We start from the raw sequence: 20,048 nt of genomic DNA on the forward strand, positions 1-20,048 counted from the left end.
CCCGCCGCACAGCTACACACCCGGTATGCCGAACGCCGTCCGGTAAGCGCTTACCCCAACCCAGATCGGAGACGAGTCATGGCACAAGCCGCAGCCGTGGCCGCACAGCAGCCGAAGGTGCCCAAGCGGCGTTCGGCGACGCCCCGGCGCCTGCCCTACCTGCTGATCGCCCCCGCAGGCCTGCTGATGCTGGGCTTCATCGCGTACCCGGTGCTCAGCGTCTTCTACTACAGCCTGCAGAACTACAACGTCACCAAACCCTGGCGCAACGGCTTCGCCGGCTTCGACAACTTCACCCGGATCTTCACCCAGGACGACCAGTTCTGGCCGACGCTGGGGTTCAGCGCACAGTGGGTCGTCACCCAGATCGCCCTCCAACTGGCCCTCGGACTGGGCCTGGCGCTGATCGTCAACCAGACCTTCATCGGCCGCGGTATCTCCCGCGCCATGGTGTTCTCGCCGTGGGCCGTCTCCGGTGTGCTGACCAGCACCATCTGGATCCTGCTGTACAACTCGTCGACCGGCTTCAGCCGTTACCTCGCCGACGCAGGCATCGGCTCGTACGGCACCTCGGTGCTCTCCGACACCGGCACCGTCTTCTGGGCCGCGACCGTCGCCGAACTGTGGCGCGGCGTTCCCTTCTTCGCGATCCTCATCCTCGCCGACCTGCAGTCCGTCTCCAAGGAGCTGTACGAGGCGGCGTCGGTCGACGGCGCCGGACGGATGCGGCAGTTCTTCCACATCACCCTGCCGCACCTCAAGGACGCGATCATCCTCGCCACCCTGCTGCGCGGAGTGTGGGAGTTCAACAACGTGGACCTGCTCTACACCCTCACCGGCGGCGGCCCGGCCGGTGTGACCACCACACTGCCGCTGAAGATCGCCAACACCACCATCGACGGCCACGACTTCGGCTACGCCTCGGCGCTGACCACCGTCGCCTTCGTGATCCTGCTCTTCTGCTCCATCGTCTATCTCCGCCTGAGCAAGTTCGGAGGCGACAACAAGTGACCGCCGCACTCGCCGAGAAGAGCACCCGGGAACGCCGAGTTGGCACCGGTGCCTCCGCTCCGGTGCATCCCCCGAAGAAGAACCGGCGCGCGTTCGACGAGGTGCCGCGCTGGCAGATCTATCTGCCGCTGGGCCTCTATCTGCTCTTCACCCTCGTCCCCTTCTACTGGATGCTCCTCTTCGCGTTCCGCCCGGCCGGCTCGACGGCGCTGGTGCCGTGGCCGATCACCTTCGAGCACTTCTCCAAGGTCTGGAACGACCGGAGCTTCGGGATCTTCTTCCAGAACAGCATGATCGTCGGCATCAGCACGCTGGTGGCGACCACGGCCGTGGCGCTGGCCGGCGGATACGCCCTCGCCCGCTTCCGGTTCCGTATCAAGAACGCCTTCATGCTCGGCCTGCTCTGCTCGCAGTTCATTCCGGGGGCACTGATGCTGGTGCCGCTCTTCGAGATCTTCAAGAACCTCCGGATGATCAACTCGCTGGGCAGCGTGATCGTCGCCGAGACGGTCTTCCAGCTGCCCCTGTCGATCATCCTGATCAGCGGTTTCATCAAGAACGTGCCGGTCTCGCTGGAGGAGGCCGCCTGGGTGGACGGCTGCGGACGCTTCCGGGCCTTCTGCGCGGTGGTGCTGCCGCTGCTGCGCCCCGGGCTGATCGCGGTCGGCTCGTTCGCCTTCGTGCACAGCTGGAACCACTTCCTCTTCGCTCTGATGTTCCTGAGCGAACAGGACAAACAGACGATCCCGGTCGGCCTGAACACCCTGATCGGCTCGGACAGCGTCGACCTGGGTGCGCTGGCCGCGGGCGGTGTGGTGGCCGCGCTGCCCGTCGTCATCGTCTTCGCATTCATCCAGAAGTGGCTGATCACCGGCTTCAGCGCCGGTGCGGTGAAGGGCTGATGTCCATGGTGAAGAGCAGTCGGCCGCTGCCTGTCGTCCTGGCGGGCGCGCGCGGCCACGGACGCAGACATCTCGAGAACATCGGCCGCCTGGAGGCCGCCGGCCTGCTCCGGCTGGCCGGGATCTGTGAGCTCGCTCCGCTCACCGCAGAGGAACTGGCCGGGTTCGGCGCCCCCGCGCAGTCCGCCGATTTCGGCGGGCTCCTGGACTCCACCGGCGCCGAGCTGGCGGTGATCTGCACGCCCATCCAGACCCACACGGAGCTGGCGCTCGCCGCCGCCCGGCGCGGTGTGCACCTCCTCCTGGAGAAACCGCCCGCGCCGTCCTACGCCGAGTTCCAGCGGATGGCCGATGGGGTCCGGGCGGCGGGAACGGCCTGCCAGATCGGCTTCCAGTCCCTCGGCTCGCACGCCCTGCCCGCGATCCGCCAGCTGATCGACAGCGGTTCGATCGGGACCGTACGGGGCATCGGCGGCGCCGGGGCATGGGTACGCGACGAGGGCTACTACCGGCGGGCTCCCTGGGCGGGCCGTCGCCGTCTCGGTGACCTGGACGTCGTCGACGGGGTGCTGACGAATCCGCTGGCGCATGCCGTCGCGACCGCCTTCGCCCTGGACGGCAGTTCGCAGGCCGATGACGTGTCGTCCATCGAGACCGAGCTGTTCCGGGCGCACGACATCGAGGCCGACGACACCTCCTGCGTACGCGCCGTCACCGGGCGCGGCACCCGGGTCACCGTGGCGGCGACGCTCTGCGCGGAAGAGCAGGCCGAACCGTATCTCGTGGTGCACGGCGACCGTGGGCGGATCACCTTCTGGTACAAGCAGGACCGGGTCCTGGTGCAGCGCGCGGGCAGCGGGCCGGCCGAGTCGGTTCATGGCCGCACGGATCTGCTGGAGAACCTGGTCGAGCACCTCTCGGGCCGGGCCGCGCTCCTAGCGCCACCGCAGGAGACGGGGGCCTTCATGCGGGTGGTCGAAGCCATCCGCCTCGCCCCGGATCCGGCCCCGCTGCCCGCCGGGTCCTGGCGCAGCGCCGCAGGTGAGAGCGGTTCCCGGCGGATCGTGCGGGGCATCGGCGGCCTGGTCGCCGCGAGCGCCGACACGCTCAGCCTCTTCTCCGAACTCGGCGCCCCCTGGGCCCTCCCCTCCGAGGTGAGCACCTCATGACGTCCTCCGTGCAGTCGTCCGTGCGGTCCTCCGTGGTCCTGCGCTGCGCGGGACGCCCGGTCGGCTGTTACCACTACCGGCCCGAGATCGACACACGGCTCTCCCCCCGTCCGTACCTCCACCCGCTCACCACCCTGCAGGGGCTCCGGGTCACCGAGGAGATGCCGCAGGACCATCTGCACCATCTGGGCGTGTCGGTCGCCGTGCCCGACATCGACGGGGTCAACTTCTGGGGCGGACGCACCTTCGTCCGGGGCCGGGGCTCCACCGAGCTGGCCAACCACGGGACGCAGCGTCATGACGGGTGGAAGCTGCGCGACTCGGACGGCTTCGTCGAGGACGTGAGCTGGCGCACTGCGCAAGGGGAACTGCTCAGCGAGTACCGGACCGTCGCCGCGACCGAGCTCGACGACCGCGCCTGGGCGCTGGACTTCACCTTCTCGCTCACCAACTCCAGCGGCCGGGACCTCTCGATCGGCAGCCCGGCAACCAACGGCCGTCCCGGCGCGGGATACGGCGGCTTCTTCTGGCGCGCGCCCAAGGAGGCCGGGACGCCCCACGTGTTCACCCAGGACACCGACGGCGAGGAGCCGGTCCACGGGAGGCGAGCGGACTGGCTGGCGCTCGCGGGCAACGGCTGGACGCTGGTGTTCGCCGGGGCGACCGAGGAGACCCGCCGTGACCCGTGGTTCGTACGGAGCAGGGAGTACCCGGGTGTCGGCTCGGCCCTCGCCTGGGAGGGACGGCTGCCGGTGGCGGCCGGCGAGGTGGTCGTCCGGCGCATCGTCACCGTCGTCGCCGACGGTCGACTCGACCGGGACACGGCCGCCGCCTACGTACGGAGGGTGGCCACCGCATGAGTAACCGCGCCTTTCAGAGATTCAGGGATCCAGAGAGAGAAGAGCCGACGATGAAGATCTCCACCACCACCCACCGGCGCAGAACGTCCGGCGCGGCCACGCTGGCCGCGGTGCTCGCCCTGACCGCGACCGCTTGCGGTGACGACGGCAGCGGCACCGCGGGAGCCAAGGGAAACGAGGGCTCCGGCAAGGGCGAGATCACCTTCTGGGACAACAACGGCGGTGTCCGCACCGACATCTGGAAGCAGGTCATCGCGGACTTCGAGAAGAAGTACCCCGACATCAAGGTCAACTACGTCGGGATACCCGCAGCGAGTGCCCAGTCCAAGTACGACACCGCCATCCAGGGCGGTGGCCTGCCGGACGTCGGAGGTGTGGGCACCGCGATGCTCGCCGAAGTCGCGGTCCAGGGGGCGCTGGAGCCGCTGGACAGCCGGCTGGACAAGAGCTCGCTGCACGGCCGACTGGGCCAGAAACTGCTCGACAGCAGCCGGGCCGCGGGCGGCGGGGACAAGCTGTACCAGGTGCCGACGTCCGTCAACAACGGCACGCTGTGGTATCGCACCGACCTCTTCAAGAGCGCCGGCCTGGACGCACCGACCACCTGGTCGAAGTTCTACACCGCGGCCGACAAGCTCACCGACAGCGGCAAGAACAAGTTCGGCTTCACCATCCGGGGCGGTACGGGGTCCATCGCGCCGGCCCTGGACGCGGTGTACGGGCAGACCGGCATCAGCTCCTTCTGGAGCGGCGACAAGACCACGGTCAACGATCCGAAGAACGTGGCCGCTCTGGCGAAGTACGTCGCCCTGTACAAGAAGGACACGCCGTCCGCCGACCTCAACAACGACTTCACCAAGATGGTCGCCCAGTGGGACAGCGGCTCCATCGGCATGCTGAGTCACAACCTCGGCTCCTACCAGGACCACCTGAAGGCGCTGGGTGCGGACAAGTTCCGCGGCATCCCGAATCCGACCATGGACGACGGCAAGCGTGTGCAGGTCTCGAACCCGGTCGACGGGCTGAGCCTGTTCAAGGCGAGCAAGAACAAGGCGGCTGCCTGGAAGTTCATCGAGTTCGCCGTCTCGGCCGAGGAGAACTCCAAGTTCAACGAGTCCGCGGGCCAGGTTCCGGCGAACACCGAGGCCGCCAAGGCGGCCTGGGTCCAGAAGGCGGAGCCCACCAAGCTGGCCGCCGAAGCGCTGAACGGTGCCGACACCACGATCGTGCAGCTGCCGTACTACCTGCCCGACTGGAACACCATTTCCAAGTCCGACAACGAGCCGGAGTTCCAGAAGCTGTTGCTCGGCAAGATCACCGCGAAGGCCTTTCTCGACAAGATCGCCGATGAGCTGAACGCGGCTCAGGCGGACTGGAAGCAGCGGACGAAGAGCTGATTTTCGCGATTCGCCCCCAGCAGTACGCCCACAGCACGCCCACAAGCGGCGGCGGCAGCCGGGACGGTGCCGCCGCCGGACATCCACCCCTTCAGGAGTAACGATGCTTTCACCGAGACGTCGTGGTCAGGCATGTCATGGCCGCGTCATGAGAATCGTCGTGGGATGCGCCGCGCTGGTGCTCGGCATCACCGGGCCCGCCGCATCGGCCGCACCGCATCACGACCCGGCACGTGCCGTGCTGGCAGCCCACGACGGCTGGGGTTCGGCCGGCGCCGGCACGACCGGCGGATCGGCCGCGACGGCCGACCACATCTACACCGTCTCCAGCCGCGCCGAACTGGTTGCCGCCTTCAAGGACGCCGGGGACGCCCCCAAGATCATCAAGGTCAGGGGCACCCTCGACTTCAACACCGACGACACGGGCGCTGGCCTCTCCTGCGACGACTACGCGGCCCCCGGCTACCGCCTCGAGCAGTACCTCGCCGACTACGACCCCGCCGTCTGGGGCCGTGACCAGGTGCCCAGCGGCCCGCAGGAGGACCTGCGGGACGCGTCAGCCGCCAACCAGGCAGCCAGGGTCGAGGTCAAGGTGCCCGCCAACACCACCGTGATCGGCCTCGGCCCGCACGCCAGGATCCTCTCCGGCGACCTGCAGATCGAGAACGTGGACAACGTCATCGTCCGCAACCTCACCTTCGAGGACGCCTTCGACTGCTTCCCGCAGTGGGACCCGACGGACGGGGACACCGGGAACTGGAACTCCGAATACGACAACCTGGTCGTCTACGGAGCCACCCACGTCTGGCTCGACCACAACACCTTCACCGACGGCCGCCGCCCCGACAGCGCGCAGCCGTACTACTTCGGCCGGATCTACCAGCAGCACGACGGTGAACTGGACGTCGTCAAGGGCGCCAACTACGTCACCGCGTCCTGGAACGCCTTCACCGACCACGACAAGACCCTGCTCTTCGGCAACAGCGACAGCGCGACCGCCACCGACGCCGGCAAGATCAAGGTCACCCTGCACCACAACCTCTTCCGGAGCATCACCGAGCGCGCCCCGCGGGTCCGCTTCGGCCAGGTCGACTCGTACAACAACCACTTCGTGATCACCCCCGGCCAGGAATACGCGTACACGTTCGGCGTGGGCAAGAACTCCCAGCTGGTCGCCGAGCACAACGCCATCACCCTGGCGCCCGGCTTCGACCCGGCGACCATCCTCAAGAAGTGGAGCGAGGCGCCCCTCACCGCCGACGACAACTACGTCAACGGCCGGCGGACCGACCTCATCGCGGTCCACAACGCCGGAATCCCCGCGGAGCACCTCACCTCCGGCGCGGGCTGGACCCCCACCCTGCGCACCCGCGTCGACAACCCCCGCGCCGTCCCGCACCTGGTGGACCGCGGCGCCGGAGCCGGAAAGATCCACTGAGTTCACACCCGCTCGGCGGCCGGGGCGAACAGCCCCGGCCGCACCCTCTGTTCCCTGAACCATCCCCAGCCGCAACGGAGGCACTACCAGCATGCCCACGAAGCCCCCGCACATCGCACGCCGTTCCGTCCTGGTCGGAGCCCTGGTGACCGCCGCGGCGGGCCTCGCCCCGCGCGCCTCCGCCGCCACCGGCGCACCCACGAAAACCCTGTACGTCGCCCCGCAGGGCAGCGGCCATCACGCGGGCGCCCACCCCACCGTCCACAGCACGGTCCAGGACGCGGTCGACGCCGTCCCGGGTCCCGGCTGGACGATCGTGGTCGCCGCCGGCACCTATCGGGAGACGGTGACCGTTCCGGCCACCGCCGTCGACCTCACCCTGCGCGGCGCTACCGGCATCCCGGGCGATGTGGTCATCGTGTACGACAACGCGGCGGAAACCCACGGCACTTCGGGCTCGGCCACCTTCACCTCCATGGCGCCCGGCCTGACCGTACGCGACCTCACCCTCGCCAACGACTGGCTGCGCGCCGACCACCCCGGCACCACCGGTACCCAGGCCGTCGCCGTCCGCGCCTGCGGTGACCGGACGTTCTTCGACCACTGCCGGTTCCTCGGCCACCAGGACACCCTGCTGGCGGACACCGTGAACGTGGGAACCTTCGCCCGGCAGTACTACCGCGACTGCTACGTGGAGGGCGACGTCGACTTCGTCTTCGGGCGGGCCACGGCGGTCTTCGAATCGACCGAGTTCCACACCCTGGACCGGGACGTCACCTTCACCCCCAAGGGCAGGGTGTTCGCACCCTCCACGGTCCGGTCCAACCCCCGCGGGTTTCTCGCCACCCGCTGCCGGATCACCTCGGCGGCCGGCCCGGCGGAGTACTGCCTGGCCCGCCCCTGGGTGCCGTCGTCCGACCCCACGGCGTACCCGATGCTCACGGTCCGGGACACCTGGATGGGGCCGGGCATCCGGGCGGCCGAGCCGTACACCAATATGAAGGACCAGTACCCCTGGCAGGACCAGCGGTTCACCGAGTACGCCAACTTCGGGCCGGGCGCCGAGATCACCGTCCCGGCGAACCGCCCCCAGTTGACGGACTCCGGTGCCGAGGCGCACACCCCCGCGACATACCTCGGCAGCTGGGCCCCGTACACCGTGCCCCGTACCTCCGGCCCGGTGGCGAGACGTACGCTCCGGGTCTTCGTCACCGGCGACTCCACGGCGTCCGTGTACGCGGCCGACACCGCGCCCCGCACCGGCTGGGCGCAGGCGCTGCCGGTCTTCGCCGGCCGGCGGACCACGGTCGTCGACCGGGCGCTGTCCGGCGCGAGCACCAGGAGCTACGCGGACGCCGGCCTGCTGGACGCCGTGCTCCGCGACATCCGCCCCGGCGACTGGCTGCTGATCTCCTTCGGCCACAACGACGAGAAGACCGACGATCCCGCCCGGGGCACCGATCCGTACACCACCTACCAGGCGTATCTCCGTACGTTCCTGGACGGCGCCCGGCAGCGCGGCGCCCACCCGGTGCTGGTCACCCCGGTGGAGCGGCGCAGGTTCGACGCCGCGGGCCATGCCAAGCCCTCCCACGGCGTCTATCCGGCGGCCATGCTCGATCTGGCCGAGCGGGAGGGGATTCCGTCCGTGGACCTGCAATCCCTGAGCCTCGCGCTGTGGGACCGGCTCGGTCCGGACGGCACCACCGGCTGTTTCCTGCACCTCGCTCCCGGCGAAAGCCCCCACTACCCGGACGGGGTGGCCGACAACACCCACTTCCAGGCCCACGGTGCCATCGAGGTCGCCCGGCTGGTGGCCGAGGCGCTGCACGCCGGGCGGATGCTGCCGTCGGGGGCATGGCGGGAACTGAACCGCGGGATTCCCGACTCGGCGATCGTCTGGCCGCCGGAGCTGCCGGTCCTCACCTGATCAGCGGAGTGTGCGGCGGGCCGTACACATGAGGTGTCGTGGTGGTGAGGGCGGTGAAGCCGAGGCGCTGCAGGACCGGGCGGCTGTCGTCGGAGGCGTCGACCTGCAGCCAGCGGCAGCCGCGTTCGGCCGCGATACGGGCCCGATGAGCGACCAGCGCGCGATAGATGCCCCGGCCACGCCAGGCCGGGGCTGTCCCGCCACCCCACAGACTGGCGAAGTCCGATGCGGGGTGGAATTCCGTCCGGGCCGCGCACACCGGCACCTCGCCGGCCATCGCGACGACCGCGGCCATCGAATCGGGGTCCTGCGTCAGCCGGGCCAGGACCTGGTGCCGGATCCTCGAGCCGTCGGTGCCGAACGCCTCCTCATGGGCGCTCGTCATCAGATCCACTCCGGCCACATCGGTCACCGGGAGCAACCGGACGCCCTCGGGCAGCTCGACCTCGGTCGGCAGATCCGCGACCTCGGCGACCATCAGGGTCTCCGGCGGTTCGGGTGTGAAGCCGGCTGCCCGGAGCCGGCCGGCGAGGTCGGCGGGGCGGTCGTGCGCGTACAGCTTCCATTCGAACTCGCGGCGCAGGGCAGAGAAGTGACGTACCTGCTCGGCGATCGCCGCGTCCGCGGTGCCCGGGCCCAGGTCCGACCAGACGACGCCGTTCCAGGCGGCGCCGTCCGCCCCGGTCTGCCGCACGACATCGCCACTGCGCTCGACCCGGGCCCCGGGCCCGTCCGGTGGCGCGTCCCGCCGCATCTGTTGGTCGAAGACGGCAAGTACCGCTTGATGATCCATCCGGCCACTCCAACAGAACGGCAAAGCGTCGCGCCACCGGATTTGGTCAGCCGGCGCGACCCCGGAGCGGCTCGATGGATTCGAGCGTCGGCACCACCGGCTTGATCGTGCCGTCCGCGGCGAACTCCAGGCGGTCCAGCGTCGTTTCCCGGTGCGTTCCGTCACCACCCGCCTTGCCGGGACCGGAGATCGCGAAGCGGTGATAGGCGATGTACCAGTCGTCCGTACCCGGCACCTGGATGGTCGAGTGGTGGCCGGTGCCCAGGATCCCGTACGCCGGGCGCTTGGCGAGAATCGTCCCCTTCTTGGTCCACGGGCCGAGCGGCGAGGGGCCGGTGGCGTACGCCACGTGGTAGTTCTCGCTGCGGGTGTCGTCCTCGGACCAGGAGAAGTAGTAGGTGCTTCCCCGCTTGATGACGAACGAGCCCTCGTTGAATCCGCTCGGCGTGAAGGTCTTCACCTTCGCGGGGTCGAAGGACGTCATGTCGTCGGCCAGCGGCACCCCGTACGCATGGCCGTTGCCCCAGTAGAGATACGACTGCCCGTCGTCGTCGGTGAAGACCGCGGGGTCGATCATCTGTCCGCTGTACTGGCCGTTGGCGATCAGCGGCTTGCCCAGTGCGTCCTTGAAAGGGCCGGCCGGACTGTCGGCGACCGCGACACCGATCTGAGCGTCCGCGCAGAAGTAGAAGTAGTACTTTCCGTCGCGTTCCGCGATGGTGGGAGCCCAGGCCCTGCTGTCCGCCCAGCTCACATCGGGGCCCAGATCGAGCACCACCCCGTGATCCTTCCAGTGCACCAGATCCGTCGACGAGTACGCCTTGAACCGGGTGCCGCTCCAGCCCGCGTAGCCGTCACTGGTGGGATAGATCCAGTACTTCCCGTCGAGGTAGGCGATGTCCGGGTCGGCGTTCAGCCCCGGCAGCAGTGGGCTGCGCATGTGCAGCGCTTCCACCGTCCAGGTCCGCCGGGTCCCGTCGGCAGCGGTGACGGTGTACGTCTGCGGTGTCCGGAAGTCGCGCCGGGTGCCGGAGGCCGGGCTGATCCGGGCGCCTTCGGCGAGGCTGAACTCGGGGGCCAGAGCGGACAGCGGGGCGTTCGGCTTGAGCGGCAGCACCACCTTGCCCGCCGTGTCGTCGACCATCGCGTACGCCTTCAGAGCGGGCGCGGTGGCGTCGGAAATGGACGCTTTCGGGGCGTAGGCGCTCAGCAGCCGCTGGTATTCGGCCCCGGTCACCGGCAGCACGGTGCCGTGCCGGGGGCTGGCCGGCAGCTCGTAGTTCTCCGACGGTGTCCACTTGCCGGAGTCCAGGTCGGTGGTTTCGAACGGCACGTAACCGCGTCCGCCGAACTCGTCGATGAACAGGTACCACTTCTTCTCGGTGTTCGACTTGAAGATGGTGGGGCCCTCACCCTGGTTGATCGTGCCCTTGCCGATGCAGTCGGCGACGAACGAGTAGGAGGTGGAGCGCAGCTCCTTCGACTTCTCGGCCGTGATGAACTTGCCGCAGGGGGACGACGAGGCCGAGTCCCGCTCGTCCTTGGTGTAGCGGTAGTACGTCCCGTTGTGCTGGATCACCGTCGAGTCGATCACCGAATGGCCGGGGTCCGACCACACCTTGGGCGCGGAGAAGGTGCGGAAGTCCCTGGTGGTCGCATACAGCATCTTGTTGTACGTGGAGCCGGTGTGCTGCGGATCGTCGTCGGCGTACACCTTGGACGCCCAGAAGACGACATAGGAACCCAGGGACGAGTCGTAGTACGCCTCCGGTGCCCAGGTGTTGCCCGCCGTGTCGGGTGCGACCTTCACCAGGCGCTGGTCGGTCCAGTGGACCAGGTCGGTGGACTCCCACACCATGATCGACCTGCTGCCGGTGCGCTGGGCGGCGTCCCAGTCCCCGTTGCCGTACATCCGCAGGTCGGTGGCTATCTGGTAGAACTTGTCACCCTCGGGGGAGCGGATGATGAACGGGTCGCGCAGCCCCTTGGTGCCGAGGTCCGAAGTGAGCGTCGGCTTGCCGCCGTTGAGTTCCCGCCAGTGCAGGGCGTCGTTGCCGCGGCTGAGGGCGGTGCGGATCTGCTCGCCGTCCGCCGTGCCCTCACCGGTGAAGTAACTGAAGGCGTAGCCGGTGTACTTCTGCTTCTTCGGCAGCTCGGTCACGGTGGCGGTGAAGGCCCGGGTGGCGCTCGCGCCGCCGCGGGTGACGGTCGCGGTCAGCTGCACCTTACGGGCGCCGGCGCCGTGCCGGGGGCGGTGGACCACTCCGGTCGGGTCGATGGTCCTGGAATCGTCGGAACGCCAGCTGACGGACGTCGAGTTGGCCGCCGTGTCGGGCAGCGTGATGTTCCCGCGCACATCGTTGATGCCCGACAGGGTGAGCGCGGCGGCAGCCAGCGTGGTGGCGCGGGCGTCGTCGTACTGGGCGGGCACGGTCACGGTGAAGCTCTTCGTCTGTGACACCGCCCCTCGGGAGAGCGTGGCGGTGAGGGTGACGCGCCCGTCCGGTTGGCCGAGCGCGGGGCGGGTGACCTGGCCGGCGGCGGAGACCACACCGGGGTCGCTGCTCTGCCAGCTGACGGACGAACCGTTGCCGCCGCTGCCGGGCAGGTCGATGTTCCCGGTCACGGCGGAGGTGTCACCGAGCGACAGCGCCGCACGGTCCGCGGTGACGGCCTCCGTGTTGACCGGGGACGCGAGGACCGCGGTCTCGTCGGCGCTGAGCGCCCGGTCGTAGATACGGAAGTCCCGCATGTTGCCCTCGAAGTACTTGTCGGACGAGTAGAGCGACCGGCCGAGGTAGTCGGCGGTGGTGGCGCCGCCGCCCAGCGAGCCGGGGGTGAGGGTGACGGCGGTGTTGCGGGCGACCTCGACCCCGTCCTCGTAGAGCACGCCGGTGCCGCCGCTCAGCGTGTAGTCCAGGTGCTTCCAGACCTCTCGCGGCAGGTTGTACGAGGACGACCGGCGCACCGTCTGCTCGGTGGACCAGTTCCCGGACGCGATGGACGTGCGGTACTGGTCACCGGTGGTGAAGAGGTAGCCGTCGCCGTTTCCTCCGGTGGTGTTGCCGAGACCGTAGAGGAAGTACGGGGTGGCCTGGCCGGTGGCGATCTTCACGTCGAGCGACACGGTCACCGCGTCGAGGCCGGACAGCAGGTTGTCCGGCATCTGTACGTAGGTGTCGCTGCCGTTGAAGGCGAGGCCCTGGTCGGCGCTCCAGCCGGCTGTGCCGTGCACGGCGCCGTCGTGGCCGTGGCCGGAGGAGTCGGTGGCGACCGTGCCCGACGGCTCGTCGAGGGCGTACCTCAGCAGCAGCCCGCTGGTGACATCGGCGGCCGCCGGGGCCGCCTGTGCGGGGGCTGCGAGCAGGCCGACGATCAGGGCGAGCAGGAAGAGAAGGGGTGGCAGGGCTCGTCTGGGGGTGCGGACGTGCATCGGGTGGGCGTCCTTCCGGAGGTGGGAATCGGGAGCGGTCAGAGGCCGGGGGAGCTGACCGGATCCACGCGGACCCCGCCGGCGGCGCTGCCCAGCAGTTTCAGCGAGACCTCGGCCGGTCCCGCCTCGGTGGTGCCGTCGGACAGCACCGCGAGTGCCAGCGTGTTGCGGCCCCGGGTGCGCAGCAGGCCGTTCGGCAGTACGAAGGTGTGCTGCGGCCCCACATCGTTGATGTACTGGCCGAGATTCCAGCCGTTCAGGAAGATCTGCACCCGGTAGGCGCGCGAGGCGTCGTCGTCCAGGTGGAGCCCGATCGAAGCGTCCACCTGCTCGTCGACGCGCAGCGCGAAGGTGGTCCGCTGCCAGCTCACGCCCTGCCGCCGGCCCGGCGCCGAGCCGGATGCCCAGGCGTGGTCGTCGAAGCCCGGCAGATGCCAGCCGGTGCGCTCGCCGTACAGGCCACCGGCGTTGAGCGGGCCGCGCACCCGGTCCTCGGTGCCCGTCGCGCCCTTGATGCGCCAGGTGACCGGCGCCCCCGGCACGACGGCGGCGGTCAGGCCGCGCGCCGCCTTGTGGCTGTCGCGGGCGCCGCCGTCCTCCTCGTGTGCCATCCGCCGGACCAGCACCGAGAGGGTGTGCGGGGCCGCGGTGCGCAGGGCTTCCGGTACGGCGAAGGCGGCCGTCGCCGTCCAGGTGCCCTGGGTGTCCTGGGCCTTGGCGGGTACCGGAAGCCGGTGGGTGCCCAGCGGTTCACCGTCCAGCCAGGCCATCAGCAGACCCTGGGTGCCCGCCGAGTAGGAGAGCGAGACGGTGTTGGCCGCCGTCGCGTCGTCGAAACGGCCGCGGTACCAGACGTCGCCGTAGTGGAAGCCGTAGTCGTCGGCGAAGAGGACCGGCTGTCCCGCGGGGACCGGAGTGGTGCTGTGCGAGGTGGTCCGGGTGGCCTGCGTCCAGTCCGAGTCGTCGAAGTCCGCCGCCGATTCGGGATTCTCCGGGGCGTGCCGCCAGCCGGTCAGCTCGGGCAGCGGGACCTGCGGGACGCCGGGGAGATCCGTCCGGGAGATCAGACTGCCCGAACGGGTCGACCGCAGGGGGAGGTGGCGGTCGTTCCAGGCCGCCTGGCGGATGCCGCGCGGCGCCCAGATCTCGACCTCGCAGTCCTCGATGGTGTCGCCGGTCAGCCGGATGGTGGCGCCGTGCAGCGAGGCGGTGCGCGACAGCGCGGGGCCTCGCACGAGCACCGGCCCCGACGGCGTGGAGTGCCGCCACAGCCGGGACGAGGCCTCGTCGTCGGCGAGCAGCAACAGCAGCGGCGTCTGGCTCCCGCCTCCCTCGATCAACACCCGCGTCAGACCGGACAGTCCGGCCCGCACGGTCAGGGCGCCGTTCTCGTACGCCGTCGTCGCGTCGCCGTCGAGCACCGTGACGCGTGGCTTCTCCGCGCAGGCGATCGCCGCTTCGACCGGATACCCGGTGCGCCCGGTCAGGACCGCGATGTCCTGGCGGCCGACGGTCAGCTGCAGCATCGGCTGCGCCGTGGTGTGCAGCAGCGTGCGCCGGCCCAGCCGGATGCCGGTCGCCAGCAGGGTGGCGTCACGGGCCCCCACTGTCACCGGGGCGGTGAACTCACCGGCCGGGGTGGCCAGTGGGAGCGTGCAGTCCACCGCGGCCGTTGTGTCGTTGCGCAGGACGTAGAAATGGGCCCCCGTCTCCGGGTTGGCCAGGTGGTAGACCCTCACCCGTGGGTCGCTCGCCGCGACGTCCTGAGCCCGGTCCAGCATGGCGAAGTCCGGCACGGACTGCACCAGTTCGCCCAGCTGGTGCATCGGCGTCAGCTTGGAGGTGGCGTTGCGCGCTTCGTCGATGGCCGCGCCGTAGTCGTACGAGGTGTAGACGACCGGCGCGGGCAGCCAGCCCCAGGACGTCCCGCCGAAGGTCATGTAGACGTTGTGGATCTTGATGCCATTGGCCAGATTGGTGAGGTAGAAGCGCCGTTCGTAGGCGGCGTCCCGGGTGCGCCGCGACTCCTCGTACCCCTTCCCGCCGAACTCGGCGCCGCCCCACGGGTCGAACCAGCCGCCACCGAACTCGGCCACGAACCCCGGGGTCTGCGGGCTGGCCGTGGAGCCGCCCTTCGCGCCGCCCGAACCGAAGTAGCCCCAGTCCGGCGGGTTGCCCGAAGGCGAGGGGTAGCCGTCGAAGGCGTAGAGGTAGCGGCCGCTCTCGTCGCCGGTGGGGAAGGAACCGGGAACCCAGTAGCCGTTGCGGCCCTTGTCGTTGTGGAAGAGCGGCACGTCGATGCCGTCGGCGCGCACCTTGGCGTACAGGTGCGCCAGGTAGTCGCGGCCGGAGGCGTCCGAGATGTGCGCGGCGTACTCGTTCTCCAGTTGGTAGAGGACGACCGTGCCCTGCCCGTTGGTGTAGAGATGCCCCCGCGCTATCGCGTCGACTGCGGTCAGCCACTCGTCGACGTGGCCGAGGTAGGTGGGGTCGGCGGTCCGTGCCGTGCCGGCCGTGGTGGTGAGCCAGCCGGGGAAGCCACCGCCGTCGACCTCGGCGTTGATGTACGGGCCGGGGCGCAGGATGACGTACAGGCCGGCTTCGGCGGCCATGCGCAGGAAGAGGCCGAGATCGCGGACGCCGGTGAAGTCGTAGGTACCGGGCGCGGACGAGTGGTAGTTCCAGGCCACGTAGATGCTGATGGCGTTGTACCCGTTGGCCCGCAGCTTCTGCAGCACATCGCGCCAGAGCGACGGACTGGGCAGGCGGTACGGATGGATCTCGCCGGACCAGAGGACCACCCGGCGGCCGTCGATCACCATGGAGTACTTGTCGAAGGCGACCGTGTGCGGCGCACCGTCGGCGGCGGCGGGCTCCGCCGCGGCTGCGGCCTGAGCGGCTCCGGGGGCCAGCGCGAGCGTCAGCGCGGCGCCGCCGGTCATCGCGGTGAAGGAGCGTCTGGTCAGCTCCAAGGGAGCCTCCTCGCTAGGAGAGTGATGAGAAATCAGCCGTGCGATATATCGAACGCTGTTCGGAATTCCGCGACACGCTAACCCCGTACCGCACCCCGGTCAACGGTTCGGGCACGGCTCTCCGGACGTGCGAGTGCGGCGCCGCCCGGAAGAGCCGGCGCCGCCGCGTCACGCGGGAGCGAGGGGGGCCTACTGGTACGTCAGGTCCGAGGCCGAGTAACGGCAGTACGTGCCGTCCGGTCCCGAACCGGTCTCCACCGGCTCGTCGCCCGAACTGTTGCCCGTCCACCGGCCGCACGGCTTGATGCCGTGACGGGCTTGGAGCCGTGGTTCGTCGGCCACGGAGAGGGGGCCGCGCTGGCGGGGGTTGGGAACTGTTGCCGGTTGAGTGGTCAGGAGTGTGTGTGAGGGCGTAGGAGTGCTTCCTTGGTCGTGGTGGGGGAGTGCGTAGGCGGGAGGGCCGGGTCAGTGTCAGTGGTGGCCGGTAGGTTCGGCGTGTTGGTCCGGAGTGTTGATCGGGAGGGAGGCGAGCGGTGGGGCGGGATACGGAACGGCAACTGCGGGTGATCGATGCGCCGTTCGTTGCCTCCGGGCCGTCCGGGGTGGCGATACGTGATCGGCTCAAGGGCCTCACGCCGGTGGATGAGGAGGTGTTGCGGCTGGTCGGCGCGCACCTGGGGCGTCTGGCATCGGGTGATCTGGCGGTGCGGTGCGCGGACGGCACCGGTCATGACGCGAAGCGGTGGGCGGTTCGTAAGCAGGGGTTGACGGCTGTGTCGTCGTCGCGGTGGGCGGGCAGTATCACGAAAGCGACTCATGATCAGTGGGCGTTGTCCCGTCGCTGCCAGCTCGCGCACATCCAGTGTCTTGAGGCGGGGGTGCGGACGCTGGAACTGGTGACGATCGCGACTGCGGTCATCCCGACCGCTGCCGTCAGTCGGCGACGGCGCGCCGCCGCATCGGGCGGCGCCTGCGGCCCGTGCGGAGTTCGGCTCGTTGGCTCATGTGTCCCATTCCGTGGGCTCCTTGGGGGGTGAGGTCGAGAGCTTGCGCCCCGAAGTCGCCAACGCGGCGGAATGGGTTGCCGCCTCCTGCCGGATTCTCCGCCGCAGGTCGGTCAGGCGAAGCCTCCGTGCGCCTCGATCTGCCGCCCCGATGCCACGCCCCGGACCGTGTACGAGTCGCCCTTCGGGTCCCGGGCGCCTTCCGCGTGGTTGTACTGGGCGGCGAAGACATGCCGGCCGGCCCGCGCCGTGCGCCCGGCCTTCAGGGTCCAGCGATAGACGAGGAAGCGGCCCTCCGCGCGCACCGAGACGGCGAAGTCCTCAGCAGGCAGGTCACGCCAGTTGCCGGTGTCGGTGACACCGCCGGTCCGGGCGACACGCAGCTCCACGGTGAGCACGGACAGCGCACGGTCGTTGGCGAACGCGACATCGCTCTGCGCCCAGTAGGCGTTGGAGCCGGCGTCGATCGTCCCCCTGGCCCGGAGCCCGGCGGACGACGGCTGCGGGGCCCCGCTCGAAGACGCCCCGCTGGAAGACGCCCCGCTCGAGGACGCGGCAGGGGGCGTCGAGCGCGTCGCCACGGTCTGCTCCGCCCGGTCGTCCTGGACGGCGGAGGCGACGGCGTACCCGGCGAGCACGAAGACGCCGGCGACCGCGGCCGTCGCCCCGGCGATCCGCATCCAGGGCGCTACCACCGGGTGGCGCCCGCGCCGTACGTCACCGGGGGCGGCCATGCCCCGCTCGACCCGGGCCATGATCCGCTCCCGGTCCGGCCGGTGGGCCCGAGCCGCCTCCCGCAGCTGGTCCCGTACGTCCGCGTCGCCCATCAGTTCCTTCCTCCGGTACGTCCGGCGGCCACCGTCGCGTGGACCCGGGCGGGCGTGTCCTCCGCGTCACCGAGGAGCCGGCTCAGCTCCGCGATCCCCTTCGACGTCTGGCTCTTCACCGTACCGACCGAGATGCCGAGCGCCCGGGCGGTGTCCCGCTCGGACAGATCGAAGGCATGCCGCAGCACGACGCAGGCCCGCTTACGGAAGGGCAGCCGGCGCAACGCGTCCTGCACGTCGACGACCGCGGGTATGTCCGGATCTTCGGCCGGTTCGCCCCGGTACGACCAGAAGAGCGCGATACGCCGTCGTTCACGAACGGCGCTGCGGATCCGGGACCGCGCCAGGTTCGCGACGACCCCACGGGCGTACGCGGCTGGATGCTCGGCCGCCCGCACCCGGCCCCAGTGGTGCCAGAGCGCCAGCAGAGCGTCAGCGGCGAGGTCGTCGGCGGCGTCCGCCTCACCCGTCAGCACATGGGCGAGGCGGGCGAGTTCGGCGTAATGCGCCTCGAAGAAGCCATGGAACTCGGCAGCGGCGTCGTCGTCGACCGGGACCACGGGCGCTCCCCCTGTGTACGGATGCTGTGCCGGCGTATGGGCTCCCCGCCGGGCGGGGCCCGGCTGGAGCGCGGGGCGAGAGCGTACCAGCGCGCACCGCTGCCGGGACCCCGCGCGTACCGCTCCGGTGTCCGCTATTTCAGGGCCGCCGCCATCATCTTCCGTGCGATCGGCGCCGCCAGGCCGTTGCCGCTCACCTCCGAGCGCTCGGCTCCGGAGTCCTCGACCATCACGGCGACGGCCACCTGCTTGCCGGTGGCGGAGTCCTTCCCGTACGACGTGAACCAGGCATACGGCGTCTTGCTGTTGTTCTCGCCGTGCTGCGCCGTACCCGTCTTTCCGCCGACCTCGACGCCGCTGATCCTGGCGTTCGTGCCGGTGCCCTGATCGACCACCGTCCGCATGGCGCTGCGGATCTGCCGCGCCGTGGAGGAGGAGACCACCCGGGTCGATGACGGGTTCGCGAACGACTTGAGGGTGTCGCCGTCCGCGTCCGTGACCTTGGAAACCATATGCGGACCGACCAGGACGCCGTCGTTGGCCAGGGCGGCCGACACCATGGCCATCTGCAGCGGGGTGGCGGTCACGTCGAACTGGCCGATACCGGTCAGTGCCGTCTGCGACGTGTAGTCGGTGGAGGGATACACGCTCTCCGCGGCCCGCACCGGCACATCCAGCTTCGAGGCGTTGAAGCCGAACTTCTCGGCCATCGCCTTGACCTTGTCCTGACCGAGATCGACGGCCATCTTCCCGAAGACGTTGTTGCAGGAGTACTCCAGCGCCGTGCGGATGTTCGCGTTCTTGCAGGGCGCCGAGGCGTTCTCGTTCCTGAGGACCGTGCTGCTGCCGGGCAGCGGGTACGGATTGGGGCTGTCCGTGGGGGTGTCGACCGACGAGTAGAGACCGTCCTCCAGCGCAGCCGACGCGACCACCAGCTTGAACGTCGAACCGGGCGGCAGGGCCTGCCGCAGCGCACGGTTCACCATCGGCTGGTCCTTGTCCTCGGTCAGCTGCTTCCAGGCAGCCCCGTCCGTCGTCCCGCTGATCTTCGAAGGGTCGTAGGACGGCGTCGAGACCACGCCGAGGATCTTCCCGCTGGCCGGATCGATCGCGACGGCCGCGCCCTTCTTGTCCCCGAGAGCCTGGTATGCGGCCTTCTGGACATCCGGGTCGATGGTCGTCAGAACGTTGCCGGGAGAGGTCTGCTTGCCGGTGACGGCGTCGATCGGGTTCTTCAGCTCCGGGTTCGTCCCGTCCAGGATGTCGCTGTAGATGCCTTCGAGCTGGGTGGCGCCGTACACCTGGGAGCTGTAACCGGTGACGGCCGAGTAGAGATCACCGTTGGTGTAGGTGCGCTTGTAGGCGAGATCGCCGCTGTCCGTCCTCTCCGATCCGGTGACCGCCGAACCGGCCACGATGATGTTCCCGAGCGGATGCGCGTACTGAGCGATGGTGGTCCGCCGGTTGTGCTCGTTGTCCGCGAGCGCACGGCCGTCGTAGAACTGCACGTAGGTCGCCCGGCCCAGCAGGGCGAGAACCAGCAGCAGGCAGAAGGCCGAGGCGCGCCTGATTGTCTTGTTCATCCCGTACTGACGACGAGCGGGCCACCGGCGGTGTTCCGGATTGCCGGTTTTCTCAGCAATCTCTCATGCCGGACCTCGCGTGCCCGGTCTCTCGTGCCGGGCCTCGCGTGCCGGGCCTCGCGTGCCGGGCCTCGCGTGCCCGGATTCTCGTGCCGGGCCTCGCGTGCCG

The 20,048-nt window shown here is 69.8% G+C and carries 13 protein-coding genes and 3 pseudogenes; 9 read left to right on the plus strand and 7 right to left on the minus strand.

The features are described from left to right. Window positions 1-78 precede the first annotated feature (78 nt). From AB0M87_RS22990 to AB0M87_RS23025, 8 genes and pseudogenes are all read left to right on the plus strand, one after another. The gene (locus AB0M87_RS22990) at window positions 79-1,011 is read left to right on the plus strand and encodes a sugar ABC transporter permease (RefSeq protein ID WP_365855786.1); all 933 of its coding nucleotides are present in this window, start codon (window positions 79-81) and stop codon (window positions 1,009-1,011) included. 62 nt (window positions 1,012-1,073) lie between these two features. Then, window positions 1,074-1,913 carry a carbohydrate ABC transporter permease gene (locus AB0M87_RS22995; RefSeq protein ID WP_365855948.1) on the plus strand — a complete coding sequence of 280 codons (840 nt, stop codon included), beginning with the start codon at window positions 1,074-1,076 and terminating at the stop codon, window positions 1,911-1,913. A gap of 5 nt (window positions 1,914-1,918) precedes the next feature. Then, window positions 1,919-3,082, plus strand: coding sequence for a Gfo/Idh/MocA family oxidoreductase (locus tag AB0M87_RS23000; RefSeq protein WP_365855788.1), 1,164 nt, complete (start codon window positions 1,919-1,921; stop codon window positions 3,080-3,082). Further along, complete coding sequence (locus AB0M87_RS23005) at window positions 3,079-3,942, plus strand: PmoA family protein (RefSeq protein ID WP_365855790.1); 864 nt, start codon at window positions 3,079-3,081, stop codon at window positions 3,940-3,942. The genes AB0M87_RS23000 and AB0M87_RS23005 overlap by 4 nt, the downstream gene beginning before the upstream one ends. A gap of 50 nt (window positions 3,943-3,992) precedes the next feature. Beyond that, entirely contained in the window at window positions 3,993-5,339 is a 1,347-nt protein-coding gene (locus AB0M87_RS23010) for a sugar ABC transporter substrate-binding protein (RefSeq protein WP_365855792.1), read from the plus strand. A 148-nt stretch (window positions 5,340-5,487) separates the two neighbouring features. Continuing rightward, window positions 5,488-6,777, plus strand: a complete 1,290-nt coding sequence (locus AB0M87_RS23015) for a pectate lyase (protein ID WP_365855794.1) — start codon at window positions 5,488-5,490, stop codon at window positions 6,775-6,777. A 91-nt stretch (window positions 6,778-6,868) separates the two neighbouring features. Continuing rightward, window positions 6,869-7,933, plus strand: a pseudogene (locus tag AB0M87_RS23020) (pectinesterase family protein); the annotation flags it as partial. A gap of 75 nt (window positions 7,934-8,008) precedes the next feature. Beyond that, window positions 8,009-8,707 carry a rhamnogalacturonan acetylesterase gene (locus tag AB0M87_RS23025; protein WP_365855950.1) on the plus strand — a complete coding sequence of 233 codons (699 nt, stop codon included), beginning with the start codon at window positions 8,009-8,011 and terminating at the stop codon, window positions 8,705-8,707. Here AB0M87_RS23025 and AB0M87_RS23030 read toward each other — a convergent pair. The 4 genes and pseudogenes from AB0M87_RS23030 to AB0M87_RS23045 all read right to left on the minus strand — a co-directional run. Next, window positions 8,700-9,500, minus strand: a complete 801-nt coding sequence (locus tag AB0M87_RS23030; protein WP_365855796.1) for a GNAT family N-acetyltransferase — start codon at window positions 9,498-9,500, stop codon at window positions 8,700-8,702. The genes AB0M87_RS23025 and AB0M87_RS23030 overlap by 8 nt on opposite strands. Before the next feature lie 46 nt (window positions 9,501-9,546). Continuing rightward, window positions 9,547-12,933, minus strand: a complete 3,387-nt coding sequence (locus AB0M87_RS23035; RefSeq protein ID WP_365855798.1) for a family 43 glycosylhydrolase — start codon at window positions 12,931-12,933, stop codon at window positions 9,547-9,549. A gap of 38 nt (window positions 12,934-12,971) precedes the next feature. Further along, entirely contained in the window at window positions 12,972-15,905 is a 2,934-nt protein-coding gene (locus AB0M87_RS23040; RefSeq protein WP_365855800.1) for a beta-galactosidase, read from the minus strand. A gap of 189 nt (window positions 15,906-16,094) precedes the next feature. Continuing rightward, window positions 16,095-16,211 (minus strand): annotated as a pseudogene (locus tag AB0M87_RS23045) (pectate lyase); the annotation flags it as partial. Window positions 16,212-16,438: 227 nt separating this feature from the next. Here AB0M87_RS23045 and AB0M87_RS23050 point away from each other — a divergent pair. Continuing rightward, window positions 16,439-16,795 (plus strand): annotated as a pseudogene (locus tag AB0M87_RS23050) (IS200/IS605 family accessory protein TnpB-related protein); the annotation flags it as partial. 227 nt (window positions 16,796-17,022) lie between these two features. Here AB0M87_RS23050 and AB0M87_RS23055 read toward each other — a convergent pair. From AB0M87_RS23055 to AB0M87_RS23065, 3 genes are all read right to left on the minus strand, one after another. Then, window positions 17,023-17,736 carry a hypothetical protein gene (locus tag AB0M87_RS23055; protein WP_365855802.1) on the minus strand — a complete coding sequence of 238 codons (714 nt, stop codon included), beginning with the start codon at window positions 17,734-17,736 and terminating at the stop codon, window positions 17,023-17,025. Then, window positions 17,736-18,296: a SigE family RNA polymerase sigma factor gene (locus AB0M87_RS23060; RefSeq protein ID WP_365855804.1), complete on the minus strand. Its 561-nt coding sequence runs from the start codon at window positions 18,294-18,296 to the stop codon at window positions 17,736-17,738. The genes AB0M87_RS23055 and AB0M87_RS23060 overlap by 1 nt, the downstream gene beginning before the upstream one ends. Before the next feature lie 134 nt (window positions 18,297-18,430). Then, the gene (locus AB0M87_RS23065; protein ID WP_365855806.1) at window positions 18,431-19,879 is read right to left on the minus strand and encodes a penicillin-binding transpeptidase domain-containing protein; all 1,449 of its coding nucleotides are present in this window, start codon (window positions 19,877-19,879) and stop codon (window positions 18,431-18,433) included. Window positions 19,880-20,048: the final 169 nt, after the last annotated feature.

Origin of the sequence: Streptomyces sp. NPDC051320, assembly GCF_040682175.1 — a bacterium.
GTDB lineage: Bacteria > Actinomycetota > Actinomycetes > Streptomycetales > Streptomycetaceae > Streptomyces.

Coding starts and splice junctions, on each gene's coding strand:
- AB0M87_RS23010 (WP_365855792.1), top strand. CDS start 3,993: ATGAAGATCTCCACCACCACCCACCGGCGCAGAACGTCCGGCGCGGCC.
- AB0M87_RS23030 (WP_365855796.1), bottom strand. CDS start 9,500: ATGGATCATCAAGCGGTACTTGCCGTCTTCGACCAACAGATGCGGCGG.
- AB0M87_RS23000 (WP_365855788.1), top strand. CDS start 1,919: ATGGTGAAGAGCAGTCGGCCGCTGCCTGTCGTCCTGGCGGGCGCGCGC.
- AB0M87_RS23065 (WP_365855806.1), bottom strand. CDS start 19,879: ATGAACAAGACAATCAGGCGCGCCTCGGCCTTCTGCCTGCTGCTGGTT.
- AB0M87_RS23055 (WP_365855802.1), bottom strand. CDS start 17,736: ATGGGCGACGCGGACGTACGGGACCAGCTGCGGGAGGCGGCTCGGGCC.
- AB0M87_RS23015 (WP_365855794.1), top strand. CDS start 5,488: ATGAGAATCGTCGTGGGATGCGCCGCGCTGGTGCTCGGCATCACCGGG.
- AB0M87_RS22990 (WP_365855786.1), top strand. CDS start 79: ATGGCACAAGCCGCAGCCGTGGCCGCACAGCAGCCGAAGGTGCCCAAG.
- AB0M87_RS23035 (WP_365855798.1), bottom strand. CDS start 12,933: ATGCACGTCCGCACCCCCAGACGAGCCCTGCCACCCCTTCTCTTCCTG.
- AB0M87_RS23005 (WP_365855790.1), top strand. CDS start 3,079: ATGACGTCCTCCGTGCAGTCGTCCGTGCGGTCCTCCGTGGTCCTGCGC.